The organism is Pseudomonas sp. Wu6 (genome assembly GCF_019891515.1).
Classification (GTDB): Bacteria; Pseudomonadota; Gammaproteobacteria; order Pseudomonadales; family Pseudomonadaceae; genus Aquipseudomonas; species Aquipseudomonas orientalis_A.
In genome coordinates, this window is sequence record NZ_JAFLXH010000019.1 from 42,383 (window position 1) to 61,325 (window position 18,943).

The window sequence follows — 18,943 nt, forward strand, 5'->3', positions numbered from 1 at the left end:
GAGATTTCCGACGCAATCCGCCGACTTTTTACCATTTACTGCTCAGCCGCGAAACTCGCCGCGACCGTTGTACTTGGCTTTACCCGCCAATTGCTCTTCGATGCGCAGCAATTGGTTGTACTTGGACACACGGTCCGAACGGCACAGGGAACCGGTCTTGATCTGGCCCGCCGAGGTACCCACGGCCAGGTCGGCAATGGTGGAATCTTCGGTTTCGCCGGAGCGGTGGGAGATCACGGCAGTGTAGCCGGCAGCCTTGGCCATCTGGATGGCTTCCAGGGTTTCGGTCAGGGTGCCGATCTGGTTGAACTTGATCAGGATCGAGTTGGCGATCTTCTTGTCGATGCCCTCTTTCAGGATCTTGGTGTTGGTCACGAACAGGTCGTCGCCTACCAACTGGATTTTCTCGCCGATCTTGTCGGTGAGGATTTTCCAGCCGTCCCAGTCGGACTCGTCCAGGCCGTCTTCGATCGAGATGATCGGGTAGCGCTCGGTCAGGCCCTTGAGGTAGTCGGCAAAACCTTCGGAGTTGAACACCTGGCCTTCGCCGGACAGGTTGTATTGGCCGTCTTCATAGAATTCGCTGGCGGCGCAGTCCAGGGCCAGGGTCACGTCGGTGCCCAGCTTGTAGCCGGCGTTGGCCACGGCTTCGGAGATCACTTTCAGTGCATCTTCGTTGGACGCCAGGTTGGGCGCGAAACCACCTTCGTCACCCACCGCAGTGCTCAGGCCACGGGCCTTCAGTACAGCCTTGAGGTGATGGAAAATCTCGGTGCCCATGCGCAGGCCTTCGGAGAAGGTCTTGGCGCCCACTGGCTGCACCATGAATTCCTGGATGTCGACGTTGTTATCAGCGTGCTCGCCACCGTTGATGATGTTCATCATCGGGACCGGCATCGAGTAAACACCCGGAGTGCCGTTCAGGTTGGCGATGTGCGCGTACAACGGCAGGTCCTGATCCTGGGCAGCCGCCTTGGCAGCGGCCAGGGATACGGCGAGGATCGCATTGGCGCCGAGGCTGCCTTTGTTTTCGGTGCCGTCGAGCTTGATCATCGCGTGGTCCAGGGCTTTCTGGTCCAGCGGGTCCTTGCCCAGCAACAGATCACGGATCGGGCCGTTGATGTTGGCTACTGCCTTGAGTACACCCTTGCCCAGGTAACGGCTCTTGTCGCCATCACGCAGTTCCAGCGCTTCACGGGAACCTGTGGAAGCACCGGACGGCGCGCAGGCGCTGCCGATGATGCCGTTATCGAGAAGCACATCGGCTTCGACGGTGGGGTTGCCACGGGAGTCGAGAACTTCACGACCTTTGATGTCGACGATTTTTGCCATTGTTGTAAACACTCCAAAGTTGACGAAAACGACGCAGCTGAAGGAAATCTTTTGACCGACCGCAAGGGTGGAACAACAGGGCAGGCTTGCAGACGACAAGGCCCAGGCCTGGGGCCTGAGCATAAAGCGTGGGAAATTCTACCGGAGAAACGCCGCTTACGCGGTCTCTACCGTCGGAAAACTCTTGACCAGCTCGTCCAACTGCTTGAGCTGGGCCAGGAACGGCTCCAGCTTGTCCAGGCGCAGGGCACAAGGGCCGTCGCACTTGGCGTTGTCCGGGTCCGGGTGGGCTTCCAGGAACAGGCCGGCCAGGGACTGGCTCATGCCCGCCTTGGCCAGGTCGGTGACCTGGGCACGACGCCCACCGGCGGAGTCCGAGCGACCACCGGGCATTTGCAGCGCGTGGGTCACGTCGAAGAACACCGGGTATTCGAACTGTTTCATGATGCCGAAACCGAGCATGTCCACCACGAGGTTGTTGTAGCCGAAGCTCGAGCCACGCTCGCAGAGGATCAACTGGTCGTTACCGGCTTCCACGCACTTGCTCAGGATATGCTTCATTTCCTGGGGTGCGAGGAACTGGGCTTTCTTGATATTGATCACAGCGCCGGTCCTGGCCATCGCGACAACGAGGTCGGTCTGGCGCGACAGGAAGGCCGGCAGCTGGATGATGTCGCACACCTCGGCAACCACGGCAGCCTGCTCAGGCTCGTGGACGTCGGTGATGATCGGCACGCCGAAGGCTTGCTTGATGTCCTGGAAGATCCGCATGCCTTCTTCGAGACCCGGGCCGCGATAGGAGGTCACGGACGAACGGTTGGCCTTGTCGAAGCTGGCCTTGAACACATAAGGGATACCCAGTTTCTGGGTAACCCGCACGTACTCTTCACAGACCTGCATCGCCATGTCGCGGCTTTCCAGCACGTTCATGCCGCCGAACAGCACCATGGGCTTGTCGTTGGCAATTTCGATGTCGCCTACGCGAATGATCTTCTGGGCCATCAGGGTTATGCCTTCTTCTGATGTTGCGTCAGTGCAGCTTTGACGAAACCGCTGAACAACGGATGACCGTCGCGCGGCGTCGAGGTGAACTCAGGGTGGAACTGGCAGGCCACGAACCACGGGTGATCCGGCGCCTCGACCACTTCAACCAACGCGCCATCGCCGGAGCGACCGGAGATTTTCAGGCCGGCCTCTTTGATTTGCGGCAGCAGGTTGTTGTTCACTTCGTAGCGATGACGGTGACGCTCGACGATCACGTCCTTGCCATAGCAATCGTGAACCAGCGAACCCGGCTCCAGCAGGCAATCCTGCGCACCAAGGCGCATGGTGCCGCCCAGGTCGGAGCTTTCGGTACGGGTTTCGACGGCGCCGGTGGCGTCTTCCCACTCGGTGATCAGGCCCACGACCGGATGGCCGCTGGTGTGATCGAACTCGGTGGAGTTGGCGTCTTTCCAGCCCATCACGTTACGGGCGAACTCGATAACGGCCACTTGCATGCCCAGGCAGATACCCAGGTAAGGCACCTTGTTCTCGCGAGCGTATTGCACGGCAGTGATCTTGCCTTCCACGCCACGCAGGCCGAAACCGCCGGGAACCAGGATCGCATCCACGCCTTCAAGCAGCGCGGTGCCCTGGTTCTCGATGTCTTCGGAATCGATGTAGCGCAGGTTGACCTTGGTACGGTTGCTGATGCCGGCGTGACTCATCGCTTCGATCAGCGACTTGTACGCATCCAGCAGTTCCATGTACTTGCCGACCATGGCGATGGTGACTTCGTGCTCAGGGTTGAGCTTGGCATCGACCACCGCTTCCCACTCGGACAGGTCCGCGCCATTGCATTGCAGGCCGAAACGCTCGACCACAAAATCGTCCAGGCCTTGCGAATGCAGGATGCCCGGGATCTTGTAGATGGTGTCGGCGTCTTCCAGGGCAATCACCGCACGTTCTTCAACGTTGGTGAATTGCGCGATCTTGCGACGCGAGGAAATGTCGATCGGGTGATCGGAGCGGCATACCAGCACGTCCGGCTGCAGGCCGATGGAACGCAGTTCCTTGACCGAGTGCTGGGTAGGCTTGGTTTTGGTTTCGCCGGCGGTCGCGATGTAGGGCACCAAGGTCAGGTGCATCAGCATTGCGCGCTTGGCGCCGACTTCGAAACGCAACTGGCGGATGGCTTCGAGGAACGGTTGGGATTCGATGTCACCCACGGTGCCACCAATCTCGACCATCGCCACGTCGGCATCGCCCGCACCCTTGATGATGCGGCGCTTGATTTCGTCGGTGATGTGCGGGATCACCTGGATGGTTGCACCCAGGTAGTCACCACGGCGCTCCTTGCGCAGCACGTGCTCGTAGACGCGGCCGGTGGTGAAGTTGTTGTTCTGGGTCATGGTCGTGCGGATGAACCGCTCGTAGTGGCCCAGGTCCAGGTCGGTCTCGGCGCCGTCATGCGTGACGAACACTTCACCGTGCTGGAACGGGCTCATGGTGCCCGGGTCGACGTTGATGTACGGGTCCAGCTTGAGCATGGTGACTTTAAGCCCCCGCGCCTCCAGGATGGCCGCCAATGAAGCGGAGGCAATGCCTTTCCCCAATGAAGAAACAACACCGCCCGTGACGAATATGTAGCGCGTCATGAAAAACCCTAGAAGTCTGCGTTAAAGCGGTCCGAGCCGCCGGGGAAAGCGAAGAGAGGCCGAAGCCCCCGATCACCTGCATTAATCACAGTGCACCTTTCAAAAAAACCGCCGCGTTGTGACAGACCAGCAATGGAACACCGGTACGTTGATCGCTACACATTTTTTGGAATCGCCCAGCAAAGACTGCTTGGTAATCGGCAACTGCTGCGATTCAGGCGAATCCACAGAAGTTGTATCAAGAAGGGAGCGTAGTCTACCGGAAAGGCGCTATCAGCTCAAACCTTGATCGCAGGTCTGCGGCAACCAATCTAATTGCCCGTGATCTGCCGACCCGGCCCATGGCCCCGCGATGGTTGGGACAGCCAGCAATTGCTCACCCCGGTAGACCAGCGGCAATCTGCCACGGACGAAGCCGGGCACGCCACTTTCGTTGAGCAGGCGCTTGAGGTCGCGACGACCTCGCCCCGGCACGTCGATGACTTCGCCGCCCTGCCGATAACGGATCACCAAAGAACCTGAAGGTGCCTCGCCGACAAATCGAAGCTGACCATTGCCAGGTAACTCCAGTGGGTTTCGCGGATCGGGCCAGCTTACCGATGCGTCGGAGAATTCGGACCAAATAGAAGGCAACCACCAGATGCGCTCGCCGCAACGGTGTAACTCGCCGTCGGCCAGGCGCCATACGGGCTGTGCATCGCCCTTGGCATCGCGCAGGGAACACCAGCCGGCCCAGTGATCGCTGTCGGGCAGGCGGGTCAGTGGGTTCAGCCAGTGACGCAGGGCGTTGCGCTGGCGGGCGTCGGAAAGCTCGCGCAAGGGCGCCAGGGCCAAGGATGGCAAAAGCAACCAGGGAAACGCTGAAGGCTGATCGGCGGCGTTCAGGTCCATGTGCGCCAGCTCATCGAGCAGCCCCTGGGCTTCGTTGAGGTGTTCGGCAGTACGGGCCAGACTTGAGGCTGCCTGGGGCCAGCGCTGCGTAAGCAATGGAAATACTTGATGGCGCAGATAATTACGGGAGAAGCGTGGATCAGCGTTCGAAGGGTCTTCGATCCACTTCAAGTGATGTTGGTGGGCGTAAGCTTGCAGCTCGCCACGGGCCACCTCCAGCAGCGGCCGCACCAGATGCCCCGCCGCCAACGTACGATGCGCAGGCATTGCGGCAAGCCCGCGCACACCCGCACCGCGCAGCAGGCGGAACAACAGGGTTTCGGCCTGATCGTCGCGATGCTGGCCGGTGAGCAACACCTCCCCTGCCCCGATCACCCCGGCGAAGGCCAGATAACGTGCGTCACGAGCCGCGCGCTCAAGGCTGGCACCGGGTGGTACTTGCACGCGCAGGATGCGCAAGCGCACGCCCAGGCTGTCGCAGACCGACTGGCAATGAGCGGGCCACGCATCGGCGGCCGCTTGCAGGCCATGATGAACATGCACGGCGCAGAGGGGCGGTAATGTTTCGGACTTTGCCAGGGTGGCCAGAAGATGCAGCAGCACGGTGGAATCGAGCCCACCAGAGAACGCGATGTGCCAGGCCGGGGCATTGCGCCAGGGGGCCAGGGTTTTCAGAAGTCGGGCCGGCAGGATTGATTTCATCACAGGTTACCGCCGCAAATCTGAAATACGTCCGTCAAGCATACACAAAGCAAATGTGGGAGGGGGCTTGCCCCCGATAGCAGTGGGCCAGTCAACAGATGTTGTGACTGACACTCAGCAATCGGGAGCAAGCCTCCTCCCACATTAAGTGACGGCGTCGGCTTAGAGGCCGTAGCTCATCAGGCGCTCATAACGACGGGCCAGCAGCGCTTCGTTATCGAGCTTCTTGAGCATCGCCAGTTGCGCGCCCAGTTCGGCGCGGATGGTGGCGGCAGCGGCAGCCGGGTCACGGTGTGCGCCGCCCAGTGGCTCGGCGATCACTTTGTCCACGATCCCCAGGCCTTTGAGGCGGTCAGCAGTGATGCCCATCGCTTCAGCAGCGTCCGGCGCCTTTTCGGCGGTTTTCCACAGGATCGAGGCGCAACCTTCCGGCGAAATCACCGCGTAGGTCGAATATTGCAGCATGTTCAACTGGTCGCAGACGCCAATGGCCAGTGCACCGCCGGAACCGCCTTCACCGATCACAGTCGCGATGATCGGGGTTTTCAGGCGCGCCATGACGCGCAGGTTCCAGGCAATCGCCTCGCTCTGGTTGCGCTCTTCGGCGTCGATCCCAGGGTAGGCACCCGGCGTGTCGATGAACGTCAGGATCGGCATCTTGAAGCGCTCGGCCATTTCCATCAGGCGGCACGCCTTGCGGTAGCCTTCCGGACGCGGCATGCCGAAGTTGCGACGCACTTTTTCGCGCACTTCACGGCCTTTCTGATGACCGATCACCATCACCGGCTGGTCGTCCAGGCGAGCGATACCGCCCACGATGGCCGCGTCGTCCGAGAAGTGGCGGTCGCCATGCAGCTCGTCGAATTCGGTGAAGATGTGCTGAATGTAATCCAGGGTGTACGGACGGCGCGGGTGGCGGGCCAGGCGCGCGATCTGCCAGCTGGTCAGCTTGCCGAAGATGTCTTCGGTGAGCGTGCTGCTCTTGTCTTGCAGGCGGGCGATCTCATCGCCGATATTCAGCGAATTATCGTTGCCGACCAGGCGCAGCTCTTCGATCTTGGCTTGCAGGTCAGCGATCGGCTGTTCGAAATCAAGAAAATTCGGGTTCATAAGCGTCCGTCTTGGGTCGACGGCCAAGGGGTGCCTGGCCAGCCGGTTGTCTATTCGCGCCCTACCTTAAGGGAGAGGCGCGGTTAGGTCGAGATTAAATGTTCAGCCGAGGTCAGGGGTGCTGACCGTCAACGGTATTGGAGGAAGACGTTGTCTCGCCCGAACTGGTCACGCAAAGCTTGAATCAAGCCGTCAGCCGGATCAATTCGCCAGGTCTCGCCAAACTGCAGCATGGCCTTGGCGTCATTGCCGGTGTACTCCATGGTCACCGGGCATGCGCCACGGTGACGCTTGAGCAGGTCACCCAACCAGCGTAGCTGATCGCCCTTGAGTGCCTCGGTCTTGACCTTCAGGCGCAGGCTTTCGGCCAGGTTTGTGCGTGCATCTTCCATGCTCATCACCCGCTTGATGCGCAGGCGCAGGCCACCGGAGAAGTCGTCGTTGCTGACCTCCCCTTCCACCACCACCATGGCGTCGGTCTGCAGCAGCGACTGGGCGGAATGGAACGCGTCGGCAAACAGCGAGGCTTCGATCCGGCCCGAGCGGTCATCGAGGGTGATGAAGCCCATCTTGTCGCCCTTCTTATTTTTCATCACGCGCAGGGCGATGATCATGCCGGCGACGGTCTGGGTATCGCGCGCCGGTTTCAGGTCGATGATGCGCTGGCGGGCAAAACGGCGAATCTCGCCTTCGTACTCGTCAATCGGGTGACCGGTGAGGTACAGGCCCAAGGTGTCTTTTTCGCCCTTGAGACGTTCCTTGAGGGTCAGATCCTTGGCCTTGCGGTGGTTGGCATACACATCCGCGTCTTCTTCGACGAACAACCCGCCAAACAGGTCGGCGTGGCCGCTGTCATGGGTACGGGCGGTCTGTTCGGCAGCCTTGATCGCTTCTTCCATAGCGGTGAGCAACACCGCGCGATTGCGGTCGATATTGGCCTGGTAGGCCTTCGGCTCGTCATGGAAGTACGGGCCAAGACGGTCCAGCGCGCCGCTGCGGATCAGGCCGTCGAGGGTACGCTTGTTGATGCGCTTGAGGTCGACCCGCGCGCAGAAGTCGAACAGGTCCTTGAAGGGCCCGTCCTGGCGCGCTTCGGTGATAGCTTCCACCGGGCCTTCACCGACTCCCTTGATCGCGCCGAGGCCATAAATGATGCGGCCTTCGTCGTTCACCGTGAACTTGAACTCCGAGGCGTTCACGTCCGGCGCGTCGAGGCGCAGCTTCATGGTGCGCACTTCCTCGATCAAGGTCACGACCTTGTCGGTGTTGTGCATATCCGCCGAGAGTACCGCCGCCATGAACGGCGCCGGATAGTGGGCTTTCAGCCAGGCGGTCTGGTACGACACCAGGCCATAGGCGGCGGAGTGGGATTTGTTGAAGCCGTAACCGGCGAATTTCTCCACCAGGTCGAAGATGTTACCCGCGAGGTCAGCGTCAATATTGTTGGTGGCACAGCCCTCAATGAAACCGCCGCGCTGCTTGGCCATTTCCTCGGGTTTCTTTTTACCCATGGCGCGACGCAACATGTCCGCACCGCCGAGGGTGTAGCCCGCCATGACCTGGGCAATCTGCATCACCTGTTCCTGATACAGGATGATGCCGTAGGTCGGCGCCAGTACCGGCTTGAGGCCTTCGTACTGATAGTCCGAATGCGGGTACGCCAGTTCGGCGCGGCCGTGCTTACGGTTGATGAAGTCATCCACCATGCCGGACTGCAACGGCCCCGGACGGAACAGGGCCACCAGTGCGATCAAGTCTTCCAGGCAGTCGGGCTTGAGCTTTTTGATCAGCTCCTTCATGCCCCGTGATTCAAGCTGGAACACTGCCGTGGTTTCGGCTTTCTGCAGCAGGCTGTAGGTCGGTTTGTCATCCAGCGGGATGAACGCGATATCCAGCGGCTCCTCGCCCACCTTGGCGCGGTCGCGGTTGATGGTCTTGAGCGCCCAGTCGATGATCGTCAGGGTGCGCAGGCCGAGGAAGTCGAACTTCACCAGGCCGGCCGCCTCCACGTCATCCTTGTCGAACTGGGTAACCAGGCCGTCACCTTCTTCGTCGCAGTAGATCGGCGAGAAGTCAGTCAGCTTGGTCGGCGCGATCACCACGCCGCCGGCGTGCTTACCGACGTTACGCACCACGCCTTCGAGCTTGCGCGCCATGTCCCAGATTTCGGCGGCTTCTTCATCGACCTTGATGAAGTCGCGCAGGATTTCTTCCTGCTCGTAGGCTTTTTCCAGGGTCATGCCGACTTCGAACGGGATCATCTTCGACAGGCGGTCGGCCAGGCCGTAGGACTTGCCCTGCACCCGGGCCACGTCGCGGATTACCGCCTTGGCGGCCATGGAACCGAAGGTGATGATCTGGCTCACCGCATTGCGGCCGTACTTCTCGGCCACGTATTCGATCACCCGATCGCGACCGTCCATGCAGAAGTCGACGTCGAAGTCGGGCATGGATACCCGTTCCGGGTTCAGGAAGCGTTCGAACAGCAGGTCATATTCCAACGGGTCAAGGTCGGTGATCTTCTGCACGTAGGCCACCAACGAGCCCGCACCTGACCCCCGGCCCGGACCTACCGGTACGCCGTTGTTCTTGGCCCACTGGATAAAGTCCATCACGATCAGGAAGTAACCGGGGAACCCCATCTGGATAATGATATCCAGCTCGAAATTCAGCCGATCGACGTAGACCTGGCGTTTGGCTTCGTAGTCTTCAGTAGTGTCTTTGGGCAACAGGACGCGCAGGCGATCCTCAAGGCCGTCGAACGACACCTTGCGGAAGTACTCATCAATGGTCATGCCATCGGGAATCGGGAAGTTGGGCAAAAAGTGCTTGCCCAGCTTCACTTCGATGTTGCAGCGCTTGGCGATTTCGACCGAGTTTTCCAGGGCCTCGGGCAAGTCGCTGAACAGTTCGGCCATTTCCTCGGCGCTTTTGAGGTACTGCTCTTCGCTGTAGTTCTTCGAGCGGCGCGGGTCATCCAGGGCGCGGCCTTCGCCGATGCACACGCGCGTTTCGTGGGCTTCGAAATCTTCCTTCTTGATAAAGCGCACATCGTTGGTCGCCACCAGCGGCGCGCCCAGCTTGTCGGCCAGGGCCACGGCGGCGTGCAGATGCTCTTCATCGTTGGGACGATTGGTGCGTTGCACTTCGAGGTAGAAGCGGTCGGGGAAAACCTGCATCCATTCGCGGGCCAGCACTTCGGCTTCCTGCGGATTGCCACCCAGCAGCGCGATACCGATCTCGCCCTCCTTGGCGGCCGAGAGCATGATCACGCCTTCGCTGGCTTCGGCCACCCACTCGCGCTCGATGATGATCGAGCCATTGCGCTGACCATCGATAAAGCCACGGGAAATCAGCTCGGTCAGGTTGCGATAACCCACGCCGTTCATCGCCAGCAGGCTGATGCGGCTCAGCGGGTTATCCGGGTCCTTGTTGGACAACCACAGGTCGGCGCCGCAGATCGGCTTGATACCTGCGCCCATGGCGTTTTTGTAGAACTTGACCAGGGAGCACATGTTGTTCTGGTCGGTAACCGCCACCGCCGGCATGTTCATGCCCACCAGGGTCTTGACCAGCGGCTTGATCCGTACCAGGCCGTCGACCAGGGAGTATTCAGTGTGCAGGCGTAGATGAACGAATGAAGCCGGCATAGTGATCCTGTGCAATAACTTGGAAACGACAAGGCCCGGGATTGTACCGGGCCTGGAGCAAAACATCAGCCTCGCGACTACACCTCGCTGAGGCTCTCGCGCAGCTCATAAGCCTGGCGCACCGGGGCGAACGAGCGGCGGTGGATCGGCGTAGGACCGAGTCGCGCCAGGGCTTCCAGATGAACGGGCGTTGGGTAGCCTTTATGGCCGCCCATGCCGTAGCCCGGGTAAACCAGATCGAAAGCCGCCATTTCGCGGTCGCGGCTGACCTTGGCCAGAATCGACGCCGCCGCAATCGCCGGCACCTTGCTGTCGCCCTGGACCACGGCCTCGGCGCGCATCGCCAGTTTGGGGCAACGGTTACCGTCAATCATCGCCAGCCTGGGCGTGATATGCAGCCCTTCAACCGCGCGCTGCATGGCAAGCATGGTGGCGTGCAGGATGTTCAACTCGTCGATTTCCTCGACTTCCGCCCGGGCGATATGCCAGCTCAAAGCCTTTTCACAGATCTCGTCATAGAGTTTTTCACGACGGGCTTCAGTGAGTTTTTTCGAGTCATTCAGGCCCAGGATCGGACGGCTCGGGTCGAGGATCACTGCCGCCGTTACGACCGCACCGCACAACGGGCCGCGTCCGACTTCGTCGACACCCGCCACCAGTTCGTGGGCTTGTGCAACCAGGCTGAAATCCAGGCCCATCTGCGTGCTCATAAGGCTTCCTGTTTATGGCCGATCAGCTCCAGCACGGCATCCGCCGCCTGGTTCGAGGCATCACGGCGCAAGGTGCGGTGAATAGCGTCGAAACCACGGGTCTGCTCGGCGCCGTCGTCAATCAAGGGTAGTAGAGTTTGCGCCAGCGCTTCGGGCGTAGCATCGTCCTGCAACAACTCCGGCACCAGCAACCGTTGGGCCAGCAGATTGGGCAATGAAATATACGGGCTCTTGACCATCCGCTTGAGAATCCAGAAAGTCAGCGGCGCCAGGCGATAGGCCACGACCATCGGACGCTTGTACAGCAGGGCTTCCAGGGTCGCGGTACCCGACGCGATCAATACGGCGTCGCAAGCGGCCAGGGCCAGATGGGACTGACCGTCGAGCAGGGTCAGCGGCAGGTTGCGCCCTTGCAGCAGTGTTTCAATTTGCGCGCGGCGCTGCGGGCTGGCGCACGGCAGCACAAAACGAACGCCTGGCTTGAGTGCCTGCAGACGTTCGGCGGCATCAAAAAACAGGCTGCCCAGTCGTCCGACCTCGCCCCCTCGGCTACCCGGCATCAGTGCGACCAGCGGGCCGGCAACCAGCCCCAGTTCGGTACGCGCCGCGTCACGGTCAGCCTGCAAAGGAATGGCATCGGCCAGGGTATGGCCGACGAACCGCACCGGCACGCCCTTCTCTTCGTAGAATCTGGCCTCGAACGGCAGCAGGGTCAGCATCAAGTCGCAGCCTTCGCGAATCTTGAGCACACGCTTTTGCCGCCACGCCCATACGGACGGGCTGACATAGTGCACGGTCTTGATCCCGGCCTGGCGCAGCTTGAGTTCGATGTTGAGGGTGAAATCCGGGGCATCGATACCGATAAAGACGTCGGGTCTTTCGTCGATCAGCGTCTGGATCAGCAACTTGCGCCGCGCGAGCAATTCACGCAGGCGCCCCAGCACTTCGACCAACCCCATGACCGACAGGCGCTCCATCGGAAAGTAGGAGGTAAGGCCTTCAGCCTGCATCAAGGGGCCGCCGACGCCGATAAACTCGATGGCCGGGTGCCGGGCTTTCAGCGCCCGCATCAGGCCGGCGCCGAGAATATCGCCGGAAGCTTCCCCTGCGACCAATGCGATACGCAACTTAGCCATGATCAGCGGGTAATGCCGCGAGTCGACGCCTGGATCGAGTCACGAAACACCGCGACTTCCGGGAACGACGCTGCCGGCTCGGCCAGTTCGATCAGGGCCTGCTCAACCGTCAGCCCTTGACGGTAAACCGTCTTGTAGGCACGGCGCAGGGCCTGGATTGCGTCGTCGCTGAAACCGCGACGGCGCATGCCTTCAAAATTCATGCTGCGCGCTTCGGCAGGGTTGCCGAACACCGTGACGAATGCAGGGACATCCTTGCCGATGGCGGTGCCCATGCCGGAAAAGCTGTGGGCGCCGATATGGCAGTATTGATGAACCAGGGTGAAACCGGACAGGATTGCCCAGTCATCCACATGCACATGCCCGGCCAGCGCGGTGTTATTGACCAGGATGCAGTGGTTGCCAATCACGCTGTCGTGGCCGATATGCGCGTAGGCCATCACCAGGTTGTGATCACCCAGCGTGGTCTCGGCGCGGTCCTGCACGGTGCCACGGTGAATGGTCACGCCTTCACGGATGATGTTGTGGTCACCGATGACCAGCCGTGTTTCTTCACCCTTGTACTTCATGTCCGGGGTGTCTTCGCCTACCGAGGAAAACTGGTAGATACGATTGTGTTTGCCAATGCGGGTCGGACCCTTGAGGATCACGTGTGGCCCGATGACAGTCCCCTCGCCGATTTCCACACCTGCGCCGACGATCGACCAGGGGCCGACCTCAACGTCGGCGGCCAGTACGGCCGACGGATCGATGATTGCGCGAGGGTCAATCAAACTCATAGTTTGCGTTCCGCACAGATGATCTCGGCTGAGCACACCGGCTTGCCATCCACCGAAGCCTGGCATTCGAACTTCCAGATCTGGCGCTTGCAGCTGATGAACTTGGCTTCCAGGATCAACTGGTCACCCGGAGTGACCGGATTGCGGAAACGCAACTTGTCGGAACCCACGAAATAGTAAAGCGTGCCGTCGGCAGGCTTGAGGTCAAGCATTTTGAAACCAAGGATACCGGCAGCCTGGGCCATTGCTTCGATGATCAACACGCCCGGCATGATGGGATGCGCAGGAAAGTGACCATTGAAAAACGGTTCGTTGATGCTGACATTCTTGTAGGCACGAATGCGCTTTTCCTCAACATTGAGGTCCACTACACGATCCACCAGCAGGAACGGATAACGGTGAGGCAGGTATTCGCGAATCTCGTTGATGTCCATCATTTCGGGGGGAAGCCTGTAATAAAGATTGGGGGCGGGCGGACTAAAAGCACGCCCCGCTAGCAAATCAAGGAGGCAGTCTATCGGCTGTGCACACTTGATATGGAAATGGTATCAGCCTTCTGATGAAGCATCACCGCCAGGGGTCACGTCCCCAACACGCTTTTCCAGCTGTTTGAGACGTCGAGCCATGTCGTCGATCTGCCGCAAGCGTGCTGCACTCTTGCGCCATTCAGCCGAGGGCTGCATGGCGGTACCGGAAGAATAGGAACCCGGCTCGGTAATCGAGTGGGTGACCATGGTCATGCCGGTGATGAAGACGTTGTCGCAAATATCGATATGCCCCACCAGCCCGACGCCACCGGCGAGCATGCAATGCTTGCCGATTTTGGTACTGCCGGAAATGCCCACGCATGCCGCCATGGCGGTGTGGTCGCCAATCTGCACGTTGTGAGCGATATGGATCTGGTTGTCGAGCTTCACGCCGTTGCCTATGACCGTATCGGCCAAGGCCCCACGATCAACGGCAGTATTCACGCCGATTTCCACGTCATCGCCGATCAATACGCCGCCGACGTGGGCAACCTTGTGCCAAATACCTTTGGAATTGGCAAAACCAAAACCTTCACCACCGATCACAGCGCCCGACTGCAGAACCACCCGCTCACCGATACGCACGTCGTGGTAAAGGGTCACGCGAGGAGCAAGCCAGCCATCGACACCGATTTCACAACGCGCGCCGATAAAGCAATGAGCGCCGACCGTTACACCCGCGCCAATACGTGCGCCGTTCTCGATCACCGCAAAGGCACCAATGCTGGCCGAGGGATCAACCTGGGCATCATCGGCGATCACCGCAGACGGATGAATACCAGCGCTGGCCTTGGATTTTGGAGCGAACAGGTGCGACGCCCGGGCAAAAGCCAGGTAAGGGTCAGCCACCACCAGCGCGTCCCCAGTAAACCCTTCGGCATCGACGGCCGTAAGCAACACGGCGCCGGCTTGGCAGTCGACCAGATACTTACGGTATTGGGGCTTCGCCAGGAAGCTCAACTGAGCTGGGCCAGCCTCCTGCAAGGTGGCTAGCCCAGTGATTTCCTTCTCCTTGGAGCCACGCAAGGTGGCCCCCAGGAACTCGGCCAACTCGCCGAGCTTGATAGTCGCAGTCATGGTTTACTTCAGCTGGTTCATGCGCTCGATCACCTGGCGGGTGATGTCGTATTGAGGCTTGACGTCAATCACGGCGCCACGTTCGAACACCAGGTCAAAGGCACCCTTCTTGATGACTTCTTCCACGGCGCTGTCGAGCTTGGGCTTGAGCTGCTTGAGCATTTCGCGGTCGGCAACCGCCTTGGCTTCGTTCAGCTCCTTGGACTGGAACTGGTAGTCACGGGCCTTTTGCTTGAACTCAAGCTCCAGACGTTCGCGCTCGCCTTGCTGCATCTTGTCGCCACCGGCAACCAGACGGTCCTGGATGCCCTTGGCGCTGCTTTCCAGGGTTTTGAGCTTGGTCAGTTGCGGACCGAATTTCTTCTCAGCATCCACGGCGTAACGCTTGGCCGCGTCAGATTCCAGAAGGGCCATCTGATAGTTCAGCACGGCAATTTTCATTTCGGCGAAGGCCGGGGTGGTTACCAGCACAGTGGCCAGCAGGACCAATTGAGTCAACTTACGCACGATGTACTCCTACAGAATCCGTTGTCGTTATCTTAGGTCAGACGCTTAGAACGTCTGGCCAAGGGAGAATTGGAAAATCTGGGTTTCAGCGTTATCCGGTTTCTTGATCGGCATGGCCAGAGCAAAGCTCAATGGGCCCAGCGCGGTCACCCAGGTCACACCCACACCCACGGAGCTCGCCAGATTGCTGAGACTCACGTCGTTACACTGGGTGTTGGACCGCGAACCGTTCGGGTTGGTGATCTGCTCACATTTGGAGTCGAACACGTTACCCACATCCCAGAAGACCGAAGTACGCAGGGAACGTTGATCTTTCACGAATGGCAGCGGGAACAGAATTTCCGCACCGCCCTGGATCAGAACGTTACCGCCAAATGGCAGCGGCTTGTTGTCGGAGTCCACTCGCGTGCCCTGGTTACCCGTAAAGTCCTGGCCACGGCTCGGCGTACCACGCGGACCCAGGGTGCTGTCCTTGAAGCCACGTACCGAGTTGAAACCACCCGCGTAATAGTTTTCATAGAACGGCAAGCCATCGGTCGAACCATAACCGTCGCCATAGCCCAGCTCGGTGTGCAGGCGCATGGTGTAGTTGTCGCTCAACGGCTGGAACAACTGGCCGCGATAATCGAGTTTGAAGAACGACAGGTCGCTGCCCGGCGTGGTGACTTCCGCGGTCAGGCTCTGGGAATGGCCACGGGTTGCCAGTACGCCCTTGTTCAGGGTCGACTCGGACCAGCCGGCAGACGCCTTGAAGTTCAGGAACTTGTCGCCTTCACGGCGGGTGAAGTCGAAGATCTCGTCCACGGTGTACACACCGGTCTTGATCTCATCCTGCTGCGCGGTCAGGCCGAAGGTGAGACGCGAGGTCTCGCTGATCGGGTAACCCACGTTCACACCGGCGCCGAGGCTGTCGATCGCGTAGCTTGCAACGTCAACGTCGAGGTCTTTGTAGTCGGTGGTGCGATAGAAGGCGTTGTAGCCCAGGCTCACACCGTCTGCAGTCCAGTAGGGGTCGGTATAGCCGAAGTTGTATCGGCTCTGGTATTCGCTTCGGGTCAGGCCGATGGAGACACGGTTACCGGTACCGAGGAAGTTGTTCTGGGTGATGGAACCGCCCAGGATCAAACCGGCGCTCTGTGCGAAACCGACGCTGGCGGTAATCGAGCCCGAGGCTTGTTCTTCAACGGCGTAGTTCACGTCGACCTGGTCATCCACACCCGGTACGGCCGGGGTTTCAACGTTGACTTCCTTGAAGAAGCCCAGGCGCTCGAGTCGGGTCTTGGATTGGTCGATCAGGTAAGTCGACGCCCAGCCACCTTCCATCTGACGCATTTCACGACGCAGCACTTCGTCCGAGGACTTGGTATTGCCACGGAAGTTGATGCGATTGACGTAGGCACGCTTGCCCGGATCCACGACGAACGTGATGTCCACGGTGTGGTCTTCATCGTTCGGGGTCGGCACGCCGTTGACGTTGGCGAAGGTGTAGCCTTCGTTACCGAGGCGACGGGTGATCAGCTCGGACGTGGTGGTCATCAGCTTGCGCGAGAACACCTGGTCCTTCTGGACGAGCAACAGGGACTTGACCTGGTCTTCAGGTACTTTCAAGTCACCGCTGAGCTTGACGTCACGAACCTTGTACTTCTCGCCTTCGTTGACGTTGACAGTGATGTAGACGTGCTTCTTGTCCGGGGTGATGGACACCTGGGTCGATGCGATGTCCATATTGATGTAGCCACGGTCCAGGTAGTAGGAGCGCAGGCGCTCCAGGTCGCCGGACAATTTCTCACGGGCGTACTTGTCATCATTCTTGAAGAATGACAACCAGTTGGTGGTCTTCAGTTCGAACAGGCCGATCAGATCTTCATCAGCGAACTTGGTGTTGCCCACCACGTTGATGTGCTGGATGGCCGCCACGGTGCCTTCGTTGATGTTGACCTTCAGGCCTACCCGGTTACGCGGCTGCGGAATCACTTCCGTGTCCACGCTCGCCGAGTAGCGGCCCTGGGCAACGTACTGGCGTTGCAGTTCGTTACGCACACCTTCAAGGGTGGCGCGCTGGAAGATCTCGCCCTCGGCCAGGCCCGACTGCTTCAACCCTTTCATCAGGTCTTCAGTGGAAATGGCCTTGTTGCCCTCGATCGTGATACTCGCAACCGAAGGCCGCTCGACGACGGTGATGACCAGGACATTGCCTTCGCGACCCAGTTGGATATCTTGAAAGAACCCGGTTTTGAACAGCGCACGAGTGGATTCCACCAGGCGACGATCATCAGCCTGTTCCCCGACGTTCAACGGCAAGGCACCAAAGACGCTACCCGCGGAAACCCGCTGGAGGCCGTTGACGCGAATATCGGAGATGGTGAAGGACTCGGCGTGAACTTCGGCGATCATCAATACGGTGAGAACCGCAGTTAGCAGCAGACGTTTCATGAAGTCCTTTCTTATTCCAACTGGCAATAAACAAACTGCCGCAAAATGCGGCAGATTCGCAATTCAGCGAAGCGTTACAGTCGTCCCAGATCGTTGACCAGAGCTAACAACATCACTCCGACCACCAAACTGATACCGATCTGTATCCCCCAACCCTGCACCCGATCCGACAAGGGGCGACCACGCACCCACTCGACCAGATAAAACAGCAGATGCCCCCCATCCAATACAGGAATGGGCAGCAAATTCAGAACTCCAAGGCTGATACTCAGATAAGCCAGGAAATTCAGGAAATCCGCGACACCCGACTGGGCAGAAGCGCCCGCCACTTTAGCAATGGTTATCGGTCCACTCAAGTTTTTTACCGAGAGCTCGCCGAACAACATTTTCTTGAGGGATTCGAGGGTCAGCACGCTCATGGTCCAAGTGCGCCTGGCACCCTCGCCAATCGCGGCCAACGGCCCGAAGCTGACCTCTCTCACCATCGATGGCGGCCAATCGACACCTTTGACCCCGGCACCCAGGTAACCCCCGGCGGCCTTGGCCTCCCCACGAACCGACAAGGTCACAGGGACGTCGATTTGAGCACCTTCACGCTCAACTTTCAGCACAATTTTGGTATCAGGACGTACACGCACCAGGTCGACCACTTGCTGCCAGTCACCCAGTGCCTGGCCATCAAGGGCCAACAGCCGATCGCCGGTTTTAAGGCCTGCGGCCTGGGCCGGACCTTTCGGGTCCAGTTCGGCCAGTACCGGCGGCAGCGCCGGACGCCAGGGACGAATGCCCAGGGATTTGATCGGATCCGGCTCGTCAGCACCTTGCAGCCAACGGTCCAACGCCAGCTCACGCGGGCTTTCGGCGCTGGAGTCCTGCTCGCGCACCACCACATTGACGGTACCGCTTTCACCCAGTCGACGCACCAGCTGCAAATTGACCGCGCCCCAACCGGTGGTGGGCTCGCCATCAATGGAAACAATTTCCTGCCCTGCCACCAGCCCGGCCTTGGCCGCAATACTGCCTGACTCGACCGCGCCGATGACCGGGCGCACCTGCTGGCTGCCCATCATGGCGAGCACCCAGAAAAACACCATCGCCAACAGGAAGTTGGCAATCGGCCCGGCGGCCACGATGGCGATACGCTGACGAACGGTCTTGCGGTTGAAGGATTGGTCCAACTGATCCGCAGGCACTTCGCCTTCTCGCTCGTCGAGCATCTTCACGTAGCCACCCAACGGGATGGCTGCGATCACGAACTCGGTGCCTCGACGATCATGCCAGCGAACCAGCGGCATGCCGAAACCGACGGAAAAGCGCAGTACCTTGACGCCGCAACGACGCGCCACCCAGAAGTGGCCGAATTCGTGGAAGGTAACCAGCACACCCAGAGCAACCAGGGTGCCGACAATCATGTAGAGCGCACTCATCTAATTTCTCCGCATTTCAATCC

Annotated in this window: 14 protein-coding genes; all 14 read right to left on the reverse strand. The window is 59.9% G+C overall.

What is annotated here, in order from left to right:
- Window positions 1-42: 42 nt before the first annotated feature.
- Window positions 43-1,332 (reverse strand): phosphopyruvate hydratase, encoded by a 1,290-nt coding sequence (eno, locus tag J1G34_RS14735; protein WP_065893378.1) that lies wholly within the window; start codon window positions 1,330-1,332, stop codon window positions 43-45.
- Window positions 1,333-1,488: 156 nt separating this feature from the next.
- Window positions 1,489-2,334: a 3-deoxy-8-phosphooctulonate synthase gene (gene kdsA / locus J1G34_RS14740; RefSeq protein ID WP_065886101.1), complete on the reverse strand. Its 846-nt coding sequence runs from the start codon at window positions 2,332-2,334 to the stop codon at window positions 1,489-1,491.
- Window positions 2,335-2,339: 5 nt separating this feature from the next.
- Window positions 2,340-3,971, reverse strand: coding sequence for a CTP synthase (locus J1G34_RS14745; protein ID WP_065886100.1), 1,632 nt, complete (start codon window positions 3,969-3,971; stop codon window positions 2,340-2,342).
- 273 nt (window positions 3,972-4,244) lie between these two features.
- Entirely contained in the window at window positions 4,245-5,564 is a 1,320-nt protein-coding gene (gene tilS, locus J1G34_RS14750) for a tRNA lysidine(34) synthetase TilS (RefSeq protein ID WP_065896983.1), read from the reverse strand.
- Between the two features lie 162 nt (window positions 5,565-5,726).
- Window positions 5,727-6,674, reverse strand: coding sequence for an acetyl-CoA carboxylase carboxyltransferase subunit alpha (locus tag J1G34_RS14755; RefSeq protein ID WP_057723192.1), 948 nt, complete (start codon window positions 6,672-6,674; stop codon window positions 5,727-5,729).
- 128 nt (window positions 6,675-6,802) lie between these two features.
- Window positions 6,803-10,324 carry a DNA polymerase III subunit alpha gene (gene dnaE, locus J1G34_RS14760; RefSeq protein WP_065893375.1) on the reverse strand — a complete coding sequence of 1,174 codons (3,522 nt, stop codon included), beginning with the start codon at window positions 10,322-10,324 and terminating at the stop codon, window positions 6,803-6,805.
- Window positions 10,325-10,401: 77 nt separating this feature from the next.
- The gene (gene rnhB / locus J1G34_RS14765; RefSeq protein ID WP_065893374.1) at window positions 10,402-11,034 is read right to left on the reverse strand and encodes a ribonuclease HII; all 633 of its coding nucleotides are present in this window, start codon (window positions 11,032-11,034) and stop codon (window positions 10,402-10,404) included.
- Complete coding sequence (lpxB, locus tag J1G34_RS14770) at window positions 11,031-12,170, reverse strand: lipid-A-disaccharide synthase (protein WP_065896978.1); 1,140 nt, start codon at window positions 12,168-12,170, stop codon at window positions 11,031-11,033. The genes rnhB and lpxB overlap by 4 nt, the downstream gene beginning before the upstream one ends.
- 2 nt (window positions 12,171-12,172) lie before the next feature.
- The gene (gene lpxA / locus J1G34_RS14775) at window positions 12,173-12,949 is read right to left on the reverse strand and encodes an acyl-ACP--UDP-N-acetylglucosamine O-acyltransferase (RefSeq protein WP_057723196.1); all 777 of its coding nucleotides are present in this window, start codon (window positions 12,947-12,949) and stop codon (window positions 12,173-12,175) included.
- Window positions 12,946-13,386, reverse strand: a complete 441-nt coding sequence (gene fabZ, locus J1G34_RS14780) for a 3-hydroxyacyl-ACP dehydratase FabZ (protein ID WP_003172281.1) — start codon at window positions 13,384-13,386, stop codon at window positions 12,946-12,948. The genes lpxA and fabZ overlap by 4 nt, the downstream gene beginning before the upstream one ends.
- Window positions 13,387-13,497: 111 nt before the next feature.
- Window positions 13,498-14,553 (reverse strand): UDP-3-O-(3-hydroxymyristoyl)glucosamine N-acyltransferase, encoded by a 1,056-nt coding sequence (gene lpxD / locus J1G34_RS14785; protein ID WP_065893372.1) that lies wholly within the window; start codon window positions 14,551-14,553, stop codon window positions 13,498-13,500.
- A gap of 3 nt (window positions 14,554-14,556) precedes the next feature.
- On the reverse strand, window positions 14,557-15,060 hold the full coding sequence (locus tag J1G34_RS14790; RefSeq protein WP_003189173.1) for an OmpH/Skp family outer membrane protein: 504 nt from the start codon (window positions 15,058-15,060) through the stop codon (window positions 14,557-14,559).
- A gap of 45 nt (window positions 15,061-15,105) precedes the next feature.
- Window positions 15,106-17,493: an outer membrane protein assembly factor BamA gene (gene bamA / locus J1G34_RS14795; protein ID WP_065893371.1), complete on the reverse strand. Its 2,388-nt coding sequence runs from the start codon at window positions 17,491-17,493 to the stop codon at window positions 15,106-15,108.
- A 74-nt stretch (window positions 17,494-17,567) separates the two neighbouring features.
- Complete coding sequence (gene rseP / locus J1G34_RS14800; protein ID WP_065896973.1) at window positions 17,568-18,920, reverse strand: sigma E protease regulator RseP; 1,353 nt, start codon at window positions 18,918-18,920, stop codon at window positions 17,568-17,570.
- Window positions 18,921-18,943 lie beyond the last annotated feature (23 nt).

Bases quoted from the DNA above. Each gene is read 5' to 3' on its own strand.
- eno (WP_065893378.1), bottom strand. From the start codon at position 1,332: ATGGCAAAAATCGTCGACATCAAAGGTCGTGAAGTTCTCGACTCCCGT.
- kdsA (WP_065886101.1), bottom strand. From the start codon at position 2,334: ATGGCCCAGAAGATCATTCGCGTAGGCGACATCGAAATTGCCAACGAC.
- J1G34_RS14745 (WP_065886100.1), bottom strand. From the start codon at position 3,971: ATGACGCGCTACATATTCGTCACGGGCGGTGTTGTTTCTTCATTGGGG.
- tilS (WP_065896983.1), bottom strand. From the start codon at position 5,564: ATGAAATCAATCCTGCCGGCCCGACTTCTGAAAACCCTGGCCCCCTGG.
- J1G34_RS14755 (WP_057723192.1), bottom strand. From the start codon at position 6,674: ATGAACCCGAATTTTCTTGATTTCGAACAGCCGATCGCTGACCTGCAA.
- dnaE (WP_065893375.1), bottom strand. From the start codon at position 10,324: ATGCCGGCTTCATTCGTTCATCTACGCCTGCACACTGAATACTCCCTG.
- rnhB (WP_065893374.1), bottom strand. From the start codon at position 11,034: ATGAGCACGCAGATGGGCCTGGATTTCAGCCTGGTTGCACAAGCCCAC.
- lpxB (WP_065896978.1), bottom strand. From the start codon at position 12,170: ATGGCTAAGTTGCGTATCGCATTGGTCGCAGGGGAAGCTTCCGGCGAT.
- lpxA (WP_057723196.1), bottom strand. From the start codon at position 12,949: ATGAGTTTGATTGACCCTCGCGCAATCATCGATCCGTCGGCCGTACTG.
- fabZ (WP_003172281.1), bottom strand. From the start codon at position 13,386: ATGATGGACATCAACGAGATTCGCGAATACCTGCCTCACCGTTATCCG.
- lpxD (WP_065893372.1), bottom strand. From the start codon at position 14,553: ATGACTGCGACTATCAAGCTCGGCGAGTTGGCCGAGTTCCTGGGGGCC.
- bamA (WP_065893371.1), bottom strand. From the start codon at position 17,493: ATGAAACGTCTGCTGCTAACTGCGGTTCTCACCGTATTGATGATCGCC.
- rseP (WP_065896973.1), bottom strand. From the start codon at position 18,920: ATGAGTGCGCTCTACATGATTGTCGGCACCCTGGTTGCTCTGGGTGTG.